The 19,185-nt window shown below is 52.1% G+C and carries 19 protein-coding genes; 12 read left to right on the top strand and 7 right to left on the bottom strand.

The window, feature by feature from the left end; translation table 11 throughout:
- Positions 1-138: 138 nt before the first annotated feature.
- Complete coding sequence (gene hns / locus C6A40_RS10420) at positions 139-552, bottom strand: histone-like nucleoid-structuring protein H-NS (RefSeq protein WP_008502781.1); 414 nt, start codon at positions 550-552, stop codon at positions 139-141.
- 549 nt (positions 553-1,101) lie between these two features.
- Between hns and tdk the strand changes: the two genes are divergently transcribed.
- Positions 1,102-1,716: a thymidine kinase gene (gene tdk / locus C6A40_RS10415; protein ID WP_045334896.1), complete on the top strand. Its 615-nt coding sequence runs from the start codon at positions 1,102-1,104 to the stop codon at positions 1,714-1,716.
- A gap of 68 nt (positions 1,717-1,784) precedes the next feature.
- Here tdk and adhE read toward each other — a convergent pair whose 3' ends face one another.
- On the bottom strand, positions 1,785-4,463 hold the full coding sequence (gene adhE / locus C6A40_RS10410) for a bifunctional acetaldehyde-CoA/alcohol dehydrogenase (protein ID WP_021240331.1): 2,679 nt from the start codon (positions 4,461-4,463) through the stop codon (positions 1,785-1,787).
- 478 nt (positions 4,464-4,941) lie between these two features.
- On the opposite strand from adhE, the gene C6A40_RS10405 reads away from it, so the two are divergent.
- The 7 genes from C6A40_RS10405 (at position 4,942) to C6A40_RS10375 (ending at position 12,827) form a co-directional block, all read left to right on the top strand.
- Positions 4,942-5,589, top strand: a complete 648-nt coding sequence (locus C6A40_RS10405; RefSeq protein WP_021240330.1) for a YchE family NAAT transporter — start codon at positions 4,942-4,944, stop codon at positions 5,587-5,589.
- A 770-nt stretch (positions 5,590-6,359) separates the two neighbouring features.
- Positions 6,360-7,991: an oligopeptide ABC transporter substrate-binding protein OppA gene (gene oppA / locus C6A40_RS10400; RefSeq protein WP_023344347.1), complete on the top strand. Its 1,632-nt coding sequence runs from the start codon at positions 6,360-6,362 to the stop codon at positions 7,989-7,991.
- An 84-nt stretch (positions 7,992-8,075) separates the two neighbouring features.
- The gene (gene oppB / locus C6A40_RS10395; RefSeq protein WP_008502786.1) at positions 8,076-8,996 is read left to right on the top strand and encodes an oligopeptide ABC transporter permease OppB; all 921 of its coding nucleotides are present in this window, start codon (positions 8,076-8,078) and stop codon (positions 8,994-8,996) included.
- A gap of 12 nt (positions 8,997-9,008) precedes the next feature.
- Positions 9,009-9,917, top strand: a complete 909-nt coding sequence (gene oppC, locus C6A40_RS10390) for an oligopeptide ABC transporter permease OppC (protein ID WP_008502787.1) — start codon at positions 9,009-9,011, stop codon at positions 9,915-9,917.
- Between the two features lie 11 nt (positions 9,918-9,928).
- A complete protein-coding gene (oppD, locus tag C6A40_RS10385; RefSeq protein WP_023344346.1) occupies positions 9,929-10,942 on the top strand; it encodes an ABC transporter ATP-binding protein in 1,014 nt (337 codons plus the stop codon).
- Positions 10,939-11,943: a murein tripeptide/oligopeptide ABC transporter ATP-binding protein OppF gene (gene oppF / locus C6A40_RS10380; protein WP_008502789.1), complete on the top strand. Its 1,005-nt coding sequence runs from the start codon at positions 10,939-10,941 to the stop codon at positions 11,941-11,943. The genes oppD and oppF overlap by 4 nt, the downstream gene beginning before the upstream one ends.
- A gap of 14 nt (positions 11,944-11,957) precedes the next feature.
- Positions 11,958-12,827 (top strand): ion transporter, encoded by an 870-nt coding sequence (locus tag C6A40_RS10375; protein ID WP_008502790.1) that lies wholly within the window; start codon positions 11,958-11,960, stop codon positions 12,825-12,827.
- A gap of 31 nt (positions 12,828-12,858) precedes the next feature.
- Here C6A40_RS10375 and C6A40_RS10370 read toward each other — a convergent pair whose 3' ends face one another.
- Positions 12,859-13,188 (bottom strand): HI1450 family dsDNA-mimic protein, encoded by a 330-nt coding sequence (locus C6A40_RS10370; protein WP_006810881.1) that lies wholly within the window; start codon positions 13,186-13,188, stop codon positions 12,859-12,861.
- A gap of 33 nt (positions 13,189-13,221) precedes the next feature.
- Positions 13,222-14,682: a cardiolipin synthase gene (gene cls / locus C6A40_RS10365; protein ID WP_008502791.1), complete on the bottom strand. Its 1,461-nt coding sequence runs from the start codon at positions 14,680-14,682 to the stop codon at positions 13,222-13,224.
- Between the two features lie 144 nt (positions 14,683-14,826).
- On the opposite strand from cls, the gene C6A40_RS24860 reads away from it, so the two are divergent.
- The 3 genes from C6A40_RS24860 to C6A40_RS10355 all read left to right on the top strand — a co-directional run bounded on the left by C6A40_RS24860 (position 14,827) and on the right by C6A40_RS10355 (position 16,794).
- A complete protein-coding gene (locus C6A40_RS24860; protein WP_021240326.1) occupies positions 14,827-15,000 on the top strand; it encodes a YciY family protein in 174 nt (57 codons plus the stop codon).
- A 111-nt stretch (positions 15,001-15,111) separates the two neighbouring features.
- A complete protein-coding gene (gene leuE, locus C6A40_RS10360) occupies positions 15,112-15,747 on the top strand; it encodes a leucine efflux protein LeuE (protein ID WP_008502792.1) in 636 nt (211 codons plus the stop codon).
- 93 nt (positions 15,748-15,840) lie between these two features.
- Complete coding sequence (locus tag C6A40_RS10355; protein ID WP_025913085.1) at positions 15,841-16,794, top strand: bifunctional helix-turn-helix transcriptional regulator/GNAT family N-acetyltransferase; 954 nt, start codon at positions 15,841-15,843, stop codon at positions 16,792-16,794.
- Between the two features lie 41 nt (positions 16,795-16,835).
- On the opposite strand, the gene C6A40_RS10350 is transcribed toward C6A40_RS10355, so the two are convergent.
- The gene (locus C6A40_RS10350) at positions 16,836-17,132 is read right to left on the bottom strand and encodes a YciI family protein (RefSeq protein ID WP_008502794.1); all 297 of its coding nucleotides are present in this window, start codon (positions 17,130-17,132) and stop codon (positions 16,836-16,838) included.
- Between the two features lie 220 nt (positions 17,133-17,352).
- Between C6A40_RS10350 and tonB the strand changes: the two genes are divergently transcribed.
- Positions 17,353-18,075: a TonB system transport protein TonB gene (gene tonB, locus C6A40_RS10345; protein ID WP_023617069.1), complete on the top strand. Its 723-nt coding sequence runs from the start codon at positions 17,353-17,355 to the stop codon at positions 18,073-18,075.
- Positions 18,076-18,113: 38 nt separating this feature from the next.
- Here the strand turns inward: tonB and yciA are convergent, their stop codons facing one another.
- Entirely contained in the window at positions 18,114-18,509 is a 396-nt protein-coding gene (gene yciA / locus C6A40_RS10340; protein WP_008502796.1) for an acyl-CoA thioester hydrolase YciA, read from the bottom strand.
- Positions 18,510-18,613: 104 nt separating this feature from the next.
- Complete coding sequence (locus tag C6A40_RS10335; protein ID WP_008502797.1) at positions 18,614-19,153, bottom strand: septation protein A; 540 nt, start codon at positions 19,151-19,153, stop codon at positions 18,614-18,616.
- Positions 19,154-19,185: the final 32 nt, after the last annotated feature.

The following is a 19,185-nucleotide window of genomic DNA, read 5'->3' as shown; positions in this document are numbered from 1 at the left end:
CTCCCGAAAACCTGTCTTAAAGTACAGTCGATGAAATTGCTAAATAATGCTTTATGACAGAGTGTAAGAGGATGTTTGCGACAAATTTAGGTTAAAAAAAATCCCGCAATAAGCGGGATTTTTCTGAATAAGGCTCGATTAATCCTTGATCAGGAAGTCGTCCAGCTGTTTACCTTGCTCATCCATCGCTTTCTTGATAACAGCAGGAGTACGACCCTGGCCAGTCCAGGTTTTAGTTTCGCCGTTCTCATCAACGTAGCTATATTTAGCAGGACGGGCAGCACGCTTTGCTTTAGTACCGGTTTTAGCGGCAGCCATGCTGTTCAGCAATTCATTTGGATCGATACCATCAGCAATCAGCATTTCACGATATTGCTGCAGTTTACGAGTACGTTCTTCGATTTCAGCCGCAGCAGCGCTTTCTTCTTCACGACGTTCATTAACTACAACTTCTAATTTTTCCAGCATTTCTTCAAGCGTTTCGAGGGTGCATTCTCTTGCCTGCGCACGAAGAGTACGGATGTTGTTCAGAATTTTAAGTGCTTCGCTCATTGTAGTAATCTCAAACTTATAATGGGGGGTGGTTTGTTGACCTAATAATAGAGCCATAAATTCAGTTGTGCAATAGCCAGGAATGTAAGGAATTCAAAAAATACTAAATATTGCCGCTATTATTAATTACGCTAACTTAAATTCCGCCACCCAGCAGTCTCGGTTGTTATCATCTGAGCATGCTAAAACAGGCCGCCTGCATCTTTTTTTTGTGACATTTCCCGCAGGAATTATAGTTCCGGCGGAGAAATATCAGCCTTTTGTATTAGTTCTCACCCCTGGTGTTAAGCCTGAAATAGTTAATAAATAGTGAATCTTAAAGAACACGGATTCCACTATAAAAAGAAGTGTTATGTTTGGTTGAACTTATAACCTCGTCGTCTGGCTGAATGCGTTTACTTCATGTTTTAACGGGTTATTTTGTTAAACAGACGGTACTGAACGCCGTACTGAACTGCATCCTCTGTGCGCTGCATCGCTGATGACCAGACAAAATATGGTACAATGACTCATCGGGAATATTACACATTGATTAGGGTTTTACGGCCAATGGCACAACTTTATTTCTACTATTCGGCAATGAATGCCGGGAAATCCACCGCGCTGCTGCAATCCTCGTACAATTACCAGGAGCGAGGGATGCGTACCGTTGTTTATACGGCGGAAATTGACGATCGCTTTGGTGCGGGGAAGGTGAGCTCCAGAATAGGGCTCTCGTCGCCTGCAAGGCTGTTTAACCCGAAAACCGATCTGTTTGAAGACATTCGTGCAGAACATGCTGCGCAGCCCATTCATTGTGTCCTGGTCGATGAGAGCCAGTTTCTGACGCGTGAACAGGTCTATGCCCTGTCAGAGGTAGTCGATGAGCTTGATATCCCCGTGCTGTGTTATGGCCTGCGCACGGATTTCCGCGGCGAGCTTTTTGAAGGGAGCCAGTATTTGCTCGCCTGGTCGGATAAACTTGTCGAACTGAAAACGATCTGCTTCTGCGGTCGTAAAGCCAGTATGGTACTTCGTCTTGACCAGGCCGGAAAACCTTATGCAGATGGTGAGCAGGTGGTGATAGGCGGCAATGAACGTTATGTTTCGGTCTGCCGTAAGCATTATAAAGAAGCGCTGTCTGTAGGCTCGCTGACGGCGATTCAGCACGACAACAGAAAATAACGTCTGGCTTATTATTCACACATAAAAAAACCCGCCATAAAGGCGGGTTTTTCATCTGCTGATGTCAATTAAGCGCTTTTCTTCGCTTTCTTGTCAGCTTTGATGACAGGTGCTTCTGTTTTCACAGCGGCAACGTCACCTTCTTTGAACTCACGACCGTAGTAGGTATCCAGCAGAATCTGTTTCAGCTCGGAGATCAGTGGGTAGCGCGGGTTAGCACCAGTACACTGGTCATCGAATGCATCTTCAGACAGCTTATCTACGTGAGCAAGGAAGTCAGCTTCCTGTACGCCCGCTTCACGGATTGACTTAGGAATACCCAGTTCAGCTTTCAGGCTTTCCAGCCATGCCAGCAGTTTCTCAATCTTGGCAGCAGTACGGTCGCCCGGTGCGCTCAGACCAAGGTGGTCAGCGATTTCAGCATAGCGACGACGTGCTTGTGGGCGGTCGTACTGGCTGAAAGCAGTCTGCTTGGTTGGGTTGTCGTTAGCGTTATAACGGATAACGTTGCTGATCAGCAGGGCGTTCGCCAGACCGTGAGGAATGTGGAACTGTGAGCCCAGTTTGTGCGCCATTGAGTGGCAAACACCCAGGAAGGCGTTGGCAAACGCGATACCGGCGATGGTTGCGGCACTGTGGACACGTTCACGTGCTACAGGGTTTTTAGACCCTTCGTTGTAGGACGCTGGCAGGTTTTCTTTCAGCAGTTTCAGAGCCTGCAGAGCCTGACCGTCAGAGAACTCAGATGCCAGTACAGAAACGTAGGCTTCCAGGGCGTGAGTTACCGCATCCAGACCACCGAACGCACACAGAGACTTCGGCATCTCCATGACCAGGTTCGCATCAACGATAGCCATGTCTGGCGTCAGCGCATAGTCAGCCAGTGGGTATTTCTGACCGGTTGCATCGTCTGTTACTACCGCGAATGGCGTGACTTCTGAACCGGTACCGGAAGTGGTGGTGACCGCGATCATTTTCGCTTTTACGCCCATTTTCGGGAACTTGTAGATACGTTTACGGATATCCATAAAGCGCAGCGCCAGTTCTTCGAAGTGAGTTTCTGGATGCTCGTACATCACCCACATGATTTTCGCGGCGTCCATTGGGGAACCACCACCCAGTGCGATAATCACATCTGGTTTGAAGGAGTTAGCCAGTTCAGCACCTTTACGAACCACGCTCAGGGTTGGGTCAGCTTCAACTTCGAAGAACACTTCAGTTTCGACGCCAGCCGCTTTCAGCACAGAGGTGATCTGGTCAGCGTAGCCGTTGTTGAACAGGAAACGGTCAGTCACGATGAGCGCACGTTTGTGGCCATCAGTAATCACTTCATCCAGCGCGATTGGCAGAGAGCCACGGCGGAAGTAGATAGATTTCGGAAGTTTGTGCCACAACATGTTTTCAGCTCGCTTAGCAACGGTTTTCTTGTTGATCAGGTGTTTTGGACCAACGTTTTCAGAGATGGAGTTACCACCCCAGGAACCACAACCCAGAGTCAGGGAAGGTGCGAGTTTAAAGTTGTACAGGTCACCGATACCACCCTGAGAAGCAGGGGTGTTGATCAGGATACGTGCGGTTTTCATCATCTGACCGAAGTGAGCAACACGCTCTGGCTGGTTATCCTGGTCAGTGTACAGACAAGAGGTGTGACCGATACCGCCCATGGCAACCAGCTTCTCCGCTTTCTCTACCGCCTCTTCGAAATCTTTCGCACGGTACATGGCAAGCGTAGGAGACAGTTTTTCGTGTGCGAACGGCTCGCTTTCGTCAACAACTTTCACTTCACCGATCAGGATTTTGGTGGTTGCCGGAACGGTAAAGCCTGCGAGTTCAGCAATTTTGTAGGCTGGCTGACCCACGATAGCGGCGTTCAGCGCGCCATTTTTCAGGATGATGTCCTGAACCGCTTTCAGCTCTTTGCCCTGCAGCAGGTAGCCGCCGTGGCTGGCGAAACGTTCGCGAACCGCGTCATATACGGAATCCACAACTACAACAGACTGTTCAGATGCACAGATTACACCGTTATCGAAGGTTTTAGACATCAGTACAGACGCGACAGCACGTTTGATGTCAGCAGTTTCGTCGATAACAACAGGGGTATTACCCGCGCCCACACCGATAGCCGGTTTACCGGAGCTGTATGCAGCTTTAACCATGCCTGGACCACCGGTCGCCAGAATCAGGTTAATGTCCGGGTGATGCATCAGCGCGTTGGAGAGCTCAACAGAAGGTTGGTCGATCCAGCCAATCAGGTCTTTTGGTGCACCCGCAGCGATAGCGGCCTGCAGGACGATATCTGCAGCTTTGTTGGTCGCGTCTTTCGCACGTGGGTGTGGAGAGAAGATGATTGCGTTACGGGTCTTCAGGCTAATCAGTGATTTGAAGATAGCGGTAGACGTTGGGTTAGTGGTCGGAACGATACCGCAGATAATGCCGATAGGTTCAGCGATGGTGATAGTACCGAAGGTGTCGTCTTCAGACAGCACGCCACAGGTTTTCTCATCTTTATAGGCGTTGTAGATATACTCTGAAGCAAAGTGGTTTTTGATCACTTTATCTTCAACGATACCCATGCCGGATTCGGCAACGGCCATTTTAGCGAGAGGGATTCGAGCATCTGCAGCAGCCAGTGCGGCCGCGCGGAAGATTTTATCAACCTGTTCTTGGGTGAAATTGGCATATTCACGCTGGGCTTTTTTCACGCGCTCGACGAGGGCGTTCAGTTCAGCGATATTAGTAACAGCCATAATGCTCTCCTGATAATGTTTAAACTCTTTTAGTAAACCAGCGCTCGATACGTCACACAGTATAGACAGAGCCGATAGCACTTGCGTAACACAAAATAAAACAAAGAGTTACTTTGTACACCAGCACACTAATTTACTAAAAGAGCCTTACCTTAGCATCATCCCTTTTTGGCAGGTGGCCTCCCTGGGGGTGTAACCAAGATTACTCACTTCTGAGTACGAAAATCATGATCTGCGTCAATTTTCCCCTAAGCTGATACCTTTCAGCAGGGTTATTTCGTGCTGATTTTTCCAGTGTTAAATAATTACGTAAGTATTGGAAGCGGCACTATCATTGATTATACAAATGTTTAACATCCTGAAATGATAACGTTTTGGTACAGATTTCAAGTGAAGTATGCTGATAAAAAGGGTATCTTCAGCGCGATTTCTCATGACAAATTGTCAGTCCAGGGCATATGTATAAGCGGAGCAAAACGTGATCCAAACGCTCTTTGATTTTCCAACGTATTTTAAATTTTTTATTGGTTTGTTTGCCCTGGTCAACCCGGTGGGGATCATTCCTGTCTTCATTAGTATGACGAGTTACCAGACAGCGGCGGCCAGGAATAAGACCAACCTCACCGCTAACCTGTCGGTGGCGATCATATTGCTCACCTCTCTTTTTCTGGGTGACGCCATTCTCCAGCTTTTCGGGATTTCGATAGATTCTTTCCGCATTGCAGGTGGGATCCTGGTGGTGACCATCGCCATGTCCATGATCAGCGGTAAGCTGGGCGAGGATAAGCAGAATAAACAAGAGAAGTCAGAAACCGCCATCCGCGAAAGCATTGGCGTGGTGCCGCTGGCCTTACCGCTGATGGCCGGTCCTGGGGCCATCAGTTCAACCATTGTCTGGGGCACGCGTTATCATAGCCTGATGCACCTGATTGGCTTTTCCGTGGCTATTGCCATTTTTGCGCTCTGCTGTTGGGGCGTGTTCCGCATGGCACCCTGGCTGGTGCGCTTGCTGGGTCAGACGGGCATCAACGTCATTACCCGTATCATGGGCCTGTTGCTGATGGCGTTAGGGATCGAATTCATCGTAACGGGTATTAAAAGCATTTTCCCCGGATTATTGCATTAATACTTCATATGAAAGAACGGAGCGACGGCTCCGTTTTTTTACGTGATTATCAGCAAATCATATAACTAAAGTTGAAATGCTCACATATCATAATAAATTCTACTAATAATGTTCATTTCTTGTATTTCAATAGGTTATTAATTCCGCCTTACCCCGCCTGCGCAGAAAATCTTCGATCGCTCTGTTATTTTACTCACATGATACTCTGGGGCTTGCTGAGAGATAACCGAAATGATATTAGTAATTTCAACATTCCCCTAGATGAATGTGCTAAATAATAACCAGTTGTTAAATTTTTGTACAAAATCACACGATGATAGCGCAGCGACGCGCTTGTAGAGAAAATTTTCTCTATCCTATTGAATATCATGTCTTTATAGTGATGTTCGATGTCCGGCAGGGCTGCCCTCAACGATACGGTACTCACCGTAAAAGAGAATTGCTTAACAAATTTGCAAAATGTATTGGCGCACGATTACGCCATTTGATACTTTCCGGCCTAATATTTTGCAGCATAAAACAATCAGATGAGAATTATTTTCATATGGTTCTCATCTCGGATATCCAGAACAGGTCTCAAACAGGGGAGGCCTGTAAAGAATCGACGCAAGACTGCCATACGAGCGGTCAGTAATAAAAAAGTCGGTGATAGCAAGCAGTAAAAGAAGAACCTGACAGCAGCAAAAAAAACTCCTGCGCTGTACAGGCCCCAACAGGGGATTACACAGCTGGCGAAGGCCAGTCATTATAATGAGTGGAGTATCAACACAATGTCCATCATCACAAAAAAAAATCTGGTAGCGGCGGGGATTTTAACTGCGCTAATCGCGGGAAACGCTGCAATGGCTGCGGACGTTCCTGCAGGTGTTCAGCTGGCGGAGAAGCAGACGCTGGTGCGTAACAACGGTGCGGAAGTTCAGTCTCTTGACCCGCACAAAATTGAAGGTGTTCCTGAGTCTAACGTTAACCGCGACCTGTTCGAAGGCCTGCTGGTCACTGACGTAGACGGCCACCCGGCACCGGGCGTGGCAGAAAAATGGGAAAACAAAGATTTCAAAGTCTGGACCTTCCATCTGCGTAAAGATGCGAAATGGTCCGACGGTACGCCGGTCACGGCTGAAGATTTCGTTTATAGCTGGCAGCGTCTGGCGAATCCAACGACCGCCTCTCCGTATGCGAGCTACCTGCAATATGGCCATATTGCCAATATTGATGACATCATCGCGGGCAAAAAACCGATCACCGATCTGGGCGTTAAAGCGATCGATGCCAATACCTTCGAAGTCACGTTGAGCGAACCTGTTCCGTACTTCTATAAGCTGCTGGTTCACCCGTCCGTCTCCCCGGTACCAAAATCCGCGGTGGAAAAATTTGGTGAAAAATGGACCCAGCCTGCCAATATCGTGACCAACGGCGCCTATAAGCTGAAAGACTGGGTGGTCAACGAGCGTATGGTGCTTGAGCGTAACCCGCAATACTGGGACAACGCTAAAACCGTCATTAATCAGGTGACCTACCTGCCAATTTCTTCCGAAGTGACTGACGTCAACCGCTACCGCAGCGGCGAAATCGACATGACCTATAACAACATGCCGATTGAACTGTTCCAGAAGCTGAAGAAAGAGATCCCGAAAGAAGTTCACGTCGACCCGTACCTGTGCACCTACTACTATGAAATCAACAACCAGAAAGCACCGTTCACCGACGTACGTGTTCGTACTGCGCTGAAGCTGGCACTGGATCGCGATATCATCGTGAACAAAGTGAAAAACCAGGGCGATCTGCCGGCATACAGCTATACCCCTCCATACACCGATGGCGCAAAACTGACCGAGCCAGACTGGTTCAAACAGACGCAGGAAGAGCGTAACGCAGAAGCGAAGAAACTGCTGGCCGAAGCGGGCTATACCGCCGATAAGCCGCTGACCTTCAGCCTGTTATACAACACGTCCGATCTGCACAAAAAACTGGCTATCGCCGTCGCCTCGATCTGGAAAAAGAACCTGGGTGCGAACGTGAAGCTGGAGAACCAGGAGTGGAAGACCTTCCTCGACAGCCGTCATCAGGGCACCTTTGACGTGGCGCGTGCCGGCTGGTGTGCGGACTATAACGAACCGACCTCCTTCCTGAACACCATGCTGAGCGACAGCTCAAACAACACCGCGCACTATAAGAGCCCGGCGTTTGACAAGCTGATTGCCGACACGCTGAAAACCACTGACGAAGCACAGCGTACTGAACTGTACTCTAAAGCTGAGCAGCAGCTGGATAAAGATTCCGCGATCGTTCCGGTTTACTACTACGTTAACGCCCGTCTGGTGAAACCGTGGGTAGGTGGGTACACCGGTAAAGACCCGATGGATAATATCTACGTTAAAAACTTGTATATTATCAAGCATTAATGGCAATGAGTGGGGCGGGCGTGCTCGCCCCACGGTGTCTAACCAACGTCACATTATATAGGCACACGCCAGAAGGTACGGGCAATGTTGAAATTTATCCTACGTCGCTGTCTTGAAGCGATTCCAACGCTATTTATTCTCATCACGATTTCCTTCTTCATGATGCGCCTTGCGCCGGGAAGTCCATTTACCGGTGAGCGTACGCTGCCGCCAGAAGTGATGGCGAATATCGAAGCGAAATACCACTTAAACGATCCTATCTCTACCCAGTACTTCAATTACCTGAAGCAGCTGGCCCACGGTGATTTTGGACCGTCATTTAAATATAAAGACTATTCCGTTAACGACCTGGTGGCGTCCAGCTTCCCGGTTTCGGCGAAATTGGGTGCTGCGGCATTCATTCTGGCGATCGTTTTCGGGGTCACCGCAGGCGTCATCGCCGCGCTCAGACAAAATACCAAATGGGATTATGCCGTAATGGGGGTGGCAATGACCGGGGTAGTCATACCCAGCTTCGTTGTCGCGCCATTACTGGTGATGATATTTGCCATTACGCTGAAGTGGCTGCCTGGCGGCGGCTGGAACGGCGGGGCATTAAAGTTCATGATTTTGCCGATGGTGGCATTATCCCTGGCGTACATCGCCAGTATCGCGCGTATCACCCGTGGTTCAATGATCGAAGTGCTGCACTCGAACTTCATTCGTACCGCGCGCGCGAAAGGGCTGCCGATGCGTCGGATTATCTTCCGCCACGCGCTCAAACCGGCGCTGTTGCCCGTGCTCTCCTACATGGGACCAGCATTCGTCGGGATCATCACCGGCTCGATGGTTATCGAAACCATTTACGGCCTGCCGGGCATTGGCCAGCTGTTTGTTAACGGCGCGCTTAACCGCGACTATTCGCTGGTACTGAGTCTGACCATTCTCGTCGGTGCGCTGACCATTCTCTTTAACGCTATCGTCGATGTGCTGTATGCCGTCATCGACCCGAAAATCCGTTACTAACTGGAGCACGCCATGATGTTGAGTAAGAAAAACAGCGAGGCGCTGGAAAACTTCAGTGAAAAACTGGAAGTGGAAGGTCGTAGCCTCTGGCAGGACGCGCGTCGTCGCTTTATGCACAACCGCGCGGCGGTGGCGAGTCTGGTAGTTCTGGTGATCATCGCGCTGTTTGTGACCCTGGCCCCGATGCTGTCGCAATTTACCTATTTCGACACCGACTGGGGCATGATGTCCAGCGCGCCGGATATGGAGTCTGGCCACTATTTTGGCACGGACTCCTCCGGACGTGACCTGCTGGTACGTGTCGCTATCGGTGGGCGTATCTCGCTGATGGTCGGGATTGCTGCCGCGCTGGTGGCGGTGATCGTCGGGACGCTCTACGGCTCACTGTCCGGCTACCTTGGCGGCAAAGTGGACTCGGTGATGATGCGTCTGCTGGAAATCCTGAACTCCTTCCCGTTTATGTTCTTCGTCATCCTGCTGGTGACCTTCTTTGGTCAGAATATCCTGTTGATCTTCGTGGCCATCGGGATGGTGTCATGGCTGGATATGGCGCGTATTGTTCGCGGCCAGACGCTGAGCCTCAAACGCAAAGAGTTTATCGAAGCCGCGCAGGTCGGCGGTGTCTCTACCGGGAATATCGTGGTTCGCCATATCGTTCCTAACGTGCTGGGCGTGGTGGTGGTCTATGCATCACTGCTGGTACCAAGCATGATCCTGTTTGAATCCTTCCTGAGCTTCCTCGGTCTGGGTACGCAAGAGCCGCTGAGCAGCTGGGGCGCGCTGCTGAGTGACGGTGCAAACTCAATGGAAGTGTCACCGTGGCTGCTGTTATACCCGGCGGGTTTCCTGGTCGTTACCCTGTTTTGTTTTAACTTTATCGGCGATGGCCTGCGTGATGCCCTCGACCCGAAAGACCGTTAAGGAGCGCCGTCATGACAATGATTGAAACGGCAACCGCGCCACAGGCGCAGCAGCGGAGCGACCTTCTGCTGGACGTCAAAGATCTTCGCGTCACCTTTAAGACCCCGGACGGGGATGTGACCGCCGTGAACGATCTCAACTTCAACCTGCGCGCGGGTGAAACGCTCGGTATCGTGGGGGAATCTGGTTCCGGTAAATCCCAGACCGCCTTTGCGTTAATGGGCCTGCTGGCCGCTAACGGTGTGATTGGCGGTTCTGCGAAATTCAACGGTCGTGAAATCCTCAACCTGCCGGAGCAAGAGCTGAACAAGCTGCGCGCCGAGCAGATCTCGATGATTTTCCAGGATCCGATGACCTCGCTGAACCCGTACATGCGCGTCGGTGAGCAGCTGATGGAAGTCCTGATGCTGCACAAAGGTCTGGGCAAAGCCGAAGCCTTTGAAGAGTCGGTCAAAATGCTCGATGCGGTGAAAATGCCGGAAGCGCGCAAGCGTATGCGCATGTTCCCGCACGAGTTCTCCGGCGGTATGCGTCAGCGCGTGATGATTGCGATGGCGCTGCTGTGCCGGCCAAAACTACTGATTGCCGACGAACCGACCACCGCGCTGGACGTTACCGTTCAGGCGCAAATCATGACCCTGCTGAACGAGCTGAAGCGTGAGTTCAACACGGCGATTATCATGATCACCCACGACCTGGGCGTGGTGGCGGGCATCTGTGACAAAGTGCTGGTCATGTATGCCGGTCGTACCATGGAATACGGCAAAGCGCGTGAGGTGTTCTATCAGCCAGCCCATCCTTACTCGATCGGCCTGCTGAACGCGGTGCCGCGTCTCGATGCGGAAGGGGAATCCCTGCTGACCATTCCGGGCAACCCGCCAAACCTGCTGCGCCTGCCGAAAGGCTGTCCGTTCCAGCCGCGCTGTCCGCACGCGATGGAAATCTGCAATAGCGCACCGCCGCTGGAAGAGTTTGCACCAGGCCGTCTGCGCGCCTGCTTTAAGCCGCAGGAGGAGCTGGTATGAACGCATTAGATGAAAAACGCAATGTCCTGCTCGAAATTGCTGACCTTAAAGTGCATTTCGACATCAAGGACGGCAAACAGTGGTTCTGGCAGCCGTCGAAGACCCTGAAAGCGGTGGACGGCGTCACGCTGCGCCTGTACGAAGGGGAAACCCTGGGCGTGGTGGGCGAGTCCGGCTGCGGTAAATCGACCTTTGCGCGCGCCATTATCGGCCTGGTAAAAGCCACCGACGGCAAAGTGGCCTGGCTGGGTAAAGATCTGCTGGGCATGAAGCCCGACGAGTGGCGCGACGTGCGCAGCGATATCCAGATGATTTTCCAGGATCCACTGGCGTCATTAAACCCGCGTATGACCATCGGTGAGATTATTGCCGAGCCGCTGCGGACCTATCATCCGAAGATGTCTCGCCAGGAAGTGCGCGATCGCGTTAAGGCGATGATGCTGAAAGTCGGGCTGTTGCCTAACCTCATCAACCGCTATCCTCACGAGTTCTCCGGCGGTCAGTGTCAGCGTATTGGTATTGCGCGCGCCCTGATCCTCGAACCGAAGCTGATTATCTGTGATGAGCCAGTTTCCGCGCTCGACGTCTCCATTCAGGCGCAGGTGGTTAACCTGCTGCAGAAGCTGCAGCGCGAAATGGGGCTGTCGCTGATCTTCATCGCGCATGACCTGGCCGTGGTGAAACACATTTCTGACCGCGTGCTGGTGATGTATCTGGGGCACGCCGTGGAGCTGGGCACCTATGACGAGGTGTACCACAATCCGCTGCACCCTTACACCAAAGCGCTGATGTCGGCGGTGCCGATCCCCGATCCCGATCTGGAAAAGAATAAGACCATCCAGCTTCTGGAAGGGGAATTGCCTTCACCGATTAACCCGCCGTCGGGCTGCGTCTTCCGCACGCGCTGCCCTATGGCCGGGCCGGAATGTGCGAAAACGCGGCCGGTTCTGGAAGGCAGTTTCCGACATGCGGTTTCCTGCCTGAAAGTAGACCCGTTATAATCGCAAGGGCTGACATGATGTCAGCCCTTATTTTTTGCGAGGTCACTGTGTCGCGTTTATTCACGTCAGCCCGTCGGCGGCTTTATCATGTTTTATTCGATCCTGAAACGGTATCCGGACGGCGCTTCGAGGGTCTTTGTGGTTTATTTGCGCTCCTCAGCGTGGTTATCATCTTTATTGAATCGGGTGCCGGGACGCAATACCACCTGACGTTTGACGAATGGCATGTCTTTGTCTGGCTTGAGCTGGCGATTACCCTGGTGTTTACCGCTGAATATCTCCTCCGAGTGATTGCCTGGCCTAACCCGGCCCGATATGTTTTCAGCTTCTGGGGATTTATCGATTTAGCCACCATTCTGCCGCTCTACGTCATGTGGCTGTGGCCGGAAATCAGCCTGAGCTATGTCTTTGCCTGGCGAGCGATGCGCGTTATTCGCGTATTACGTATTCTGAAATTACTGCGCTTTATGCCCTCACTGCGCATATTCTGGAGCGCAATCGTCAGCGCCCGTCATCAGCTTATTCTGTTCTATTCGTTTATTGCCATTGTCATGATTGTTTTTGGCGCACTGATGTATCTGATTGAGGGGCCGAAATATGGCTTTACGACGCTCAATGCGTCCGTCTACTGGGCGATCGTGACCGTAACGACCGTGGGGTACGGGGATATCACGCCCCATACGCCGCTGGGGCGAATTGTGGCCTCAGTGCTGATTTTGATTGGCTATTCGGTCATTGCCATTCCGACCGGGCTGATTACCACGCACATGAGTAGCGCATTTCAGAGCCGCAAGCAGCAGCGCAAATGTCCGCGATGTCATCAGGGGGAACATGAACTCAACGCGCGTTATTGTCACCGCTGTGGGAATCCGTTGCCGGAGTAAATAAAAAAGGCTGCAATCGCAGCCTTTTTTATTATTCGCGCCAGAGAATATGGCACAGCTTGTGGTCTTTCTCACGGCAGAGCAGGACGCGAGCGAAGATATCATTAATTTCGCCACCGTCTTCATCGGCCAGCCCGATCACCACTTCGGCGAAGAAGTCAGGGTTCAGGTCGAAATCCACATGCTCAGCCCAGTCTTCTGAAGGGTCGAACAGTTCGGCACCGCCGCGCTCTTCGAACTGCAGATTAAAGAGGATCACGTCTGCGGGATCGAGGTTATCAACCGCCAGTTCGAGAAAAATGTCATAGGCCTGCTCGAGCGTTTCGTCTTCGGTCAGGCGATTGTTCAGATCCATTTCCATGATGACTACCTGTTTAACATCGTTGGGCACGTTTTACAGCAACGGACTAAAGAAGTAAAACAGTCGTTCGGCAATTCTCTGCCACAGCGGACGTTTTACCCACAGTCTGGCATCCAGCAGGCGGGAGCGAGAGATATAATCATCCTGCACCGCCGCGAGATCGCCGCCAAAGCCGGCATCATCAATAACCAGCGTGATTTCAAAGTTGAGCCACAGGCTGCGCATATCCAGGTTCACCGTTCCCACCAGGCTTAACTCGCCGTCGACAAGCACGCTTTTGGTGTGGAGCAATCCACCTTCGAACTGGTAGATCTTCACCCCTGCAGCCAGCAGTTCGCTAAAGAATGCCCGGCTGGCCCAGCCCACCAGAAGGGAGTCATTTTTGCGCGGCAAAATAATGCTCACATCGACGCCGCGCTGCGCCGCGGTACAGATCGCGTGCAGGAGGTCATCGCTGGGAACAAAGTAGGGCGTCGTCATGATCAGATATTCACGCGCCGAGTAGGTCGCCGTCAGCAGCGCCTGATGAATCAAATCCTCCGGGAAGCCCGGCCCGGAAGCAATGGTATGAATAGTGTGACCGCTGGCCTCTTCAAACGGCATAATATTGCCGTCCGGCGGTGGCGGCAGGATGCGTTTGCCGGTCTCTATCTCCCAGTCGCAGGAGTAGACGATGCCCATCGAGGTGGCAATCGGCCCCTCCATGCGCGCCATCAAATCCACCCACTGACCCACGCCCGAGTCCTGTTTAAAAAAGCGCGGGTCAACCATGTTCATGCTGCCGGTGTAGGCAATATAGTTATCGATCATGATCATTTTACGGTGCTGACGAAGGTCCATCCGGCGCAGAAACACGCGCAGGAGGTTAACCTTCAGCGCCTCAACCACCTCGATACCGGCATTGCGCATCATCCCTGCCCAGGGACTGCGGAAAAATGCCACGCTGCCCGCAGAGTCAAGCATCAGACGGCAGTGAATGCCGCGTCGCGCCGCGGCCATCAGCGATTCCGCGACCTGGTCAGCCATCCCGCCGGGCTGCCAGATATAGAAAACCATCTCGATATTATGACGCGCCAGCTGGATATCGCGGATTAACGCCTGCATAACGTCGTCGGACGAGGTTAGCAGCTGGAGCTGATTACCCTTAACGCCGCCAATCCCCTGACGGCGCTCGCACAGCTTAAACAGTGACGAGGCGACGCTGCTGTTCTCTTCGGCAAAGATATGCTTGCAGGCTTTAAGGTCGTTCAGCCACTTCGCGGTGGAGGGCCACATGGCGCGGGCCCGCTCGGCGCGGCGTTTACCGAGATGAAGCTCACCGAAAGAGAGATAGGCGATAATTCCCACCAGCGGCAGGATATAGATGATCAGAAGCCAGGCCATGGCAGAGGGTACGGCTCTGCGCTTCATCAGGATGCGTAACGTCACACCCGCGATTAACAGCCAGTATCCCAAAATGACCAGCCAACTCACCACGGTGTAGAAGGTTGTCATAGTTAAAAAAATCCTTTTGAAAGCGTATTGTTATGAGTGTACGCATCAGGATTCATCTGGCAAATAAAAACGCCAGGTAAAAGCGCTGGTTTGCAGCCGGGTTGGGTTTATAATGGCGTCTCTGTTTGAGAAAGAGTTGTAGACATGAAGCGCAGTAGAACAGAAGTAGGGCGCTGGCGCATGTTGCGACAGGTGAGTCGTCGCAAGGCTCGTTGGCTGGAAGCTCAATCCCGCCGCAATATGCGTATTCACGCCATCAGAAAATGTGGAATGACCCGGCACCGCAACGCGTTGCTGTTCGCCGTCCAGGATATCTGAGTACCATGAGGGCACCGTAATGGTGCCCGCTGATTTTATAAGGTCTGATTTTTGGGAGTAGCGTGGTTGCAGCGCTATTCCGGTTGTGTTGAGCAAAAGGAGGGAGAAGAAGTGTTTGCGGAGTTTGGCGTACTGAATTTCTGGACGTATGTTGTTGGCGCGTTTTTTATCGTGCTGGTACCGGGGCCGAATACCCTGTTTGTGCTTAAAACTGGAATTGGACACGGCGTTAAAAAAGGGTACCTGGCCGCCACGGGTGTATTTATCGGCGATGCGGTGCTGATGTTTCTTGCCTGGGCGGGCGTCGCGGCATTAATCCAGACCACACCGGTACTGTTTAATATCGTGCGTTATCTCGGCGCCTTCTACCTGCTGTGGCTGGGCGGCAAAATGCTCTGGTCGGTCATTACCCGCCAGAATCACGCTCAGGAAAGCGGCACCGAGCCTGCCAGCACGATCATGAAACGTTCGCTGGTGCTGAGCCTGACGAATCCAAAAGCGATTCTGTTCTACGTATCGTTCTTTGTTCAGTTCATTGACGTGAATGCGCAGAACACCGGTACCTCTTTCCTTATCCTCGCGACGACGCTTGAGTTGATAAGCTTCATGTACATGAGCTTCCTGATCTTCTCCGGTGCATTTGTCACGCGCTATCTCAAAACGAAAAAGAAACTGGCAAAGCTAGGGAACGGGCTGATAGGGCTGCTGTTTGTCGGGTTTGCGGCGAGGTTGGCGTCGCTGCACTGATGTATGAAAGGCTCCTGCGGGAGCCTTTTTCATTCTGTTTGACAATCCCTCACCATTTAGTTGTATAGTACAACTAAATGGTGAGGATATAACATGCACAGCGAAACCCCGGTAGTCAGTGTTATTCGACGTTCCTCGCGCCTGATGGTGCGAGAGTTAGGTTTTATGGGTTCTACCCTGGCCTCAACGAATTATTCGCCTTCGGCCGTCCATACTCTGGTCGAAATTGCCCTACGAAAAGAGATGACGGCGAGCCAGCTGGTACAGCTGCTGGGCCTGGAAAAGTCCAGCGTCAGCCGGATGCTGGCTCGCCTGATTGCCGCAGGCGAACTCGAGGAGGTCATTTCTACAGAGGATGCGAGAGCAAAGAGCCTCAGGCTGACCGCGAAGGGTCACGAGACGGTCAGTAAAATTAATACCTTCAGCAATGAGCGCGTGGTCACAGCAATAAAACGTCTTGCTCCTGCCCAGCAGCAGACCATTTCTGAGGGGCTCTCCCTTTATGCCAACGCGCTGCTGGCGTGTCGGGAGGCTGGCAACGATATGCAGCCCGATGAGCTGAAGATAGTGCAGGGGTATATCCCGGGCATGATTGGCCGTATCGCGGAGATGCATGGCAGTTATTATTCGCGGGAGCATAATTTTGGTCGCTTCTTCGAGGCCAAAGTGGCTTCGGGGCTGGCTGAGTTTAGTGAAAGACTGGAGAAGCCCTGTAACCAGATTTGGCTGGCAGTGCTCAACGACAAAATTGTCGGCTCGGTGGCGATCGATGGCGAGGATCTGGCGCCGGGTGAAGCCCATCTTCGCTGGTTTATTCTTGATGATGGCTGCCGGGGGCACGGCGTGGGGAAAAAACTGCTGAATGAAGCCATGCGGTTTTGCGACAGCGCCGGTTTTTCAGCTGTGCACCTCTGGACGTTCAATAAGCTGACCGCCGCCAGGCGTCTGTACGAGTCGTATGGGTTTACGCTGGTAAAAGAGTGGGAAGGCGATCAGTGGGGAAGCCTTATTACAGAGCAGCAGTTTACCCGGCACAGAGGCGCGTAATCGCCACCCTAAAAAAGGCTCCTTTCGGAGCCGCTTTGGTATCAGAACACTTTTTTATACGGTCTCACCGTCACTTTTGCATACACGCCCGCTGCAACGTACGGGTCTGCATCAGCCCAGGCCTGAGCGGCTTCCTGGGATTCAAACTCAGCAATGACCGTGGAGCCGGAGAAACCGGCAGCACCCGGATCGTTGCTGTCTACTGCAGGCATGGGGCCAGCGGTCAGTAATCGGCCTTCATCCTGAAGCAACTGCAAACGTGCCAGATGCGCAGGGCGCACAGACTGGCGTTTTTCGAGCGAATCAGCAACATCTTCAGAGTAAATCACGTAAAACACGGCGAAGCTCCTTAACCGGTAAAAGTGTCAGTTACGTTATGTGAAAGGGCAAACGACTGCAATGTAAAATAAAAACAATGTTAATACCCTGATCTGTATGTGCCTTTTTTGGCCTCTCGGGCGCTAAAATTGCGCCAGAGCAAAGTGTCTTATTGAATATGATTGCTATTTGCATTTAAAATCAGGGTTCGGTTTTTTAACGTTGATGACTATGACTTCGATGACCCTTGATTTACCTCGCCGCTTTCCCTGGCCGACGCTGCTATCTGTCGTGATTCACGGTGCCGTTGTGGCGGGTCTGCTGTATACCTCGGTTCATCAGGTTATTGAAATGCCCGCGCCCGCGCAGCCGATTTCGGTGACGATGGTCTCGCCAGCGGATCTTGAACCGCCGCAGGTTGCCCCTCCGCCGCCACAGCCGGTGGCTGAACCGGAGCCAGAACCCGAGCCCGTTCCGGAGCCACCGAAGGAAGCCCCGGTGGTGATCCACAAACCTGAACCGAAGCCAAAACCTAAGCCGAAGCCAAAGCCGGTGAAGAAGGTCGAGGAGCGTCCGAAACGCGAGGAACGTCCGGTTGAACCGCGCGCGACCCAGCCGGTCGAAAATGCAGCGCCTTCACGTCCGGTGATGAACAATACGGCAACGACGTCAAAGCCAACCGTAACCGCACCAGCGGGCCCGCGCGCCGTAAGCCGCAATCAGCCTCAGTATCCGGCGCGAGCTCAGGCCTTGCGTATTGAAGGGCGCGTACGGGTGAAATTTGACGTCACTGCGGATGGCCGCGTGGATAATGTGGAAATCTTGTCTGCGCAACCTTCTAATATGTTTGAGCGCGAAGTGAAATCTGCCATGCGCAGATGGCGCTATGAGCCAGGCAAGCCGGGCAGCGGATTGATCGTCAATATTGTTTTCCGCCTGAACGGCGGGGCGCAGATGGAATAAAAAAAGCCTCCGAAAGGAGGCTTTTTTTTGCCTGTCGATCAGGCCTGCGGAAGCTGACGAGGTTTACCCTCGCTGTCCACGGCAACATAAATAAACAGCGCTTCAGTGGCCTTATAGCGTTGCCCAATCGGCTCAGAAGAGACTTTCTTCACCCAGACTTCGATGTTGATGGAAATGGAGGTATTACCGCGCTTCACGCAACGCGCGTAGCAGCAAACCACATCACCCACCGCAACCGGGCGCAGGAAGGTCATGCCGTCCACTCTCACGGTGACCACGCGCCCGTGGGCAATCTCTTTTGCCAGAATTGCGCCGCCCATATCCATCTGCGACATCAGCCAGCCGCCAAAAATATCGCCATTGGCATTGGTGTCCGCGGGCATTGCCAGTGTGCGTAAAACCAGTTCGCCCTGAGGGGCGTTAGTTGTTGTCATTGTTTTAACTCGTAACGGAAGACTTCAGGCGGGATGCTACTATGATTCGCGTGCGGAGAGAATAGACCAGAACGCCCGTCGTTGACGTTCTGGTCAGTCAGTAATCAGTGGTTGTCGTCCTGGGGCATATGACGATAGATGTATACGCCGCTTAACAGCGTGAAGATAAGCGTCAGCGCGGTCAGGCCAAAGACCTTAAAGTTGACCCAGATATCCTGCGGCAGCCAGAAGGCAATATAGATGTTAGCGAGACCGCAAAGAATAAAGAAGATTGCCCAGGCGGTATTCAGACGCGACCAGACCACCTGCGGAAGCGTTAGTTCTTTACCTAACATGCTCTGGATAAGGGGTTTTTTCATGAACCATTGACTGAACAATAGCGCTGCTGCAAACAACGCATAAATAACAGTCACCTTCCACTTAATAAATTCAACATCATGCAAGGCAATGGTCAATCCACCGAACACCGCTACTAAAACGAACGTGATAAGCGCCATTTTTTCGACTTTGCGATAGCGAATCCAGCTGTAGATCAGCACAACGGCGGTCACGACGATTAACGCTTTTGTTGCAGCAAAAATGTCGTACAACTTATAGACAGCGAAAAACACCGCGAGCGGTAAAAAATCAAGAAACTGCTTCATTCTGTGATTCCATCTTCTGAGCGGGGCGGGAG

It is taken from the genome of Enterobacter sp. GER_MD16_1505_Eko_090 (assembly GCF_003331015.1).
In the GTDB taxonomy this organism is placed as follows: Bacteria; Pseudomonadota; Gammaproteobacteria; order Enterobacterales; family Enterobacteriaceae; genus Enterobacter; species Enterobacter roggenkampii.
Note: the sequence above shows the minus strand (reverse complement) of the source record. Positions and strands in the feature narration are given on the sequence as shown.

Bases quoted from the DNA above. Each gene is read 5' to 3' on its own strand.
- hns (WP_008502781.1), bottom strand. From the start codon at position 552: ATGAGCGAAGCACTTAAAATTCTGAACAACATCCGTACTCTTCGTGCG.
- tdk (WP_045334896.1), top strand. From the start codon at position 1,102: ATGGCACAACTTTATTTCTACTATTCGGCAATGAATGCCGGGAAATCC.
- adhE (WP_021240331.1), bottom strand. From the start codon at position 4,463: ATGGCTGTTACTAATATCGCTGAACTGAACGCCCTCGTCGAGCGCGTG.
- oppA (WP_023344347.1), top strand. From the start codon at position 6,360: ATGTCCATCATCACAAAAAAAAATCTGGTAGCGGCGGGGATTTTAACT.
- oppB (WP_008502786.1), top strand. From the start codon at position 8,076: ATGTTGAAATTTATCCTACGTCGCTGTCTTGAAGCGATTCCAACGCTA.
- oppC (WP_008502787.1), top strand. From the start codon at position 9,009: ATGATGTTGAGTAAGAAAAACAGCGAGGCGCTGGAAAACTTCAGTGAA.
- oppD (WP_023344346.1), top strand. From the start codon at position 9,929: ATGACAATGATTGAAACGGCAACCGCGCCACAGGCGCAGCAGCGGAGC.
- oppF (WP_008502789.1), top strand. From the start codon at position 10,939: ATGAACGCATTAGATGAAAAACGCAATGTCCTGCTCGAAATTGCTGAC.
- C6A40_RS10375 (WP_008502790.1), top strand. From the start codon at position 11,958: ATGATGTCAGCCCTTATTTTTTGCGAGGTCACTGTGTCGCGTTTATTC.
- C6A40_RS10370 (WP_006810881.1), bottom strand. From the start codon at position 13,188: ATGGAAATGGATCTGAACAATCGCCTGACCGAAGACGAAACGCTCGAG.
- cls (WP_008502791.1), bottom strand. From the start codon at position 14,682: ATGACAACCTTCTACACCGTGGTGAGTTGGCTGGTCATTTTGGGATAC.
- C6A40_RS24860 (WP_021240326.1), top strand. From the start codon at position 14,827: ATGAAGCGCAGTAGAACAGAAGTAGGGCGCTGGCGCATGTTGCGACAG.
- C6A40_RS10355 (WP_025913085.1), top strand. From the start codon at position 15,841: ATGCACAGCGAAACCCCGGTAGTCAGTGTTATTCGACGTTCCTCGCGC.
- tonB (WP_023617069.1), top strand. From the start codon at position 17,353: ATGACCCTTGATTTACCTCGCCGCTTTCCCTGGCCGACGCTGCTATCT.
- yciA (WP_008502796.1), bottom strand. From the start codon at position 18,509: ATGACAACAACTAACGCCCCTCAGGGCGAACTGGTTTTACGCACACTG.
- C6A40_RS10335 (WP_008502797.1), bottom strand. From the start codon at position 19,153: ATGAAGCAGTTTCTTGATTTTTTACCGCTCGCGGTGTTTTTCGCTGTC.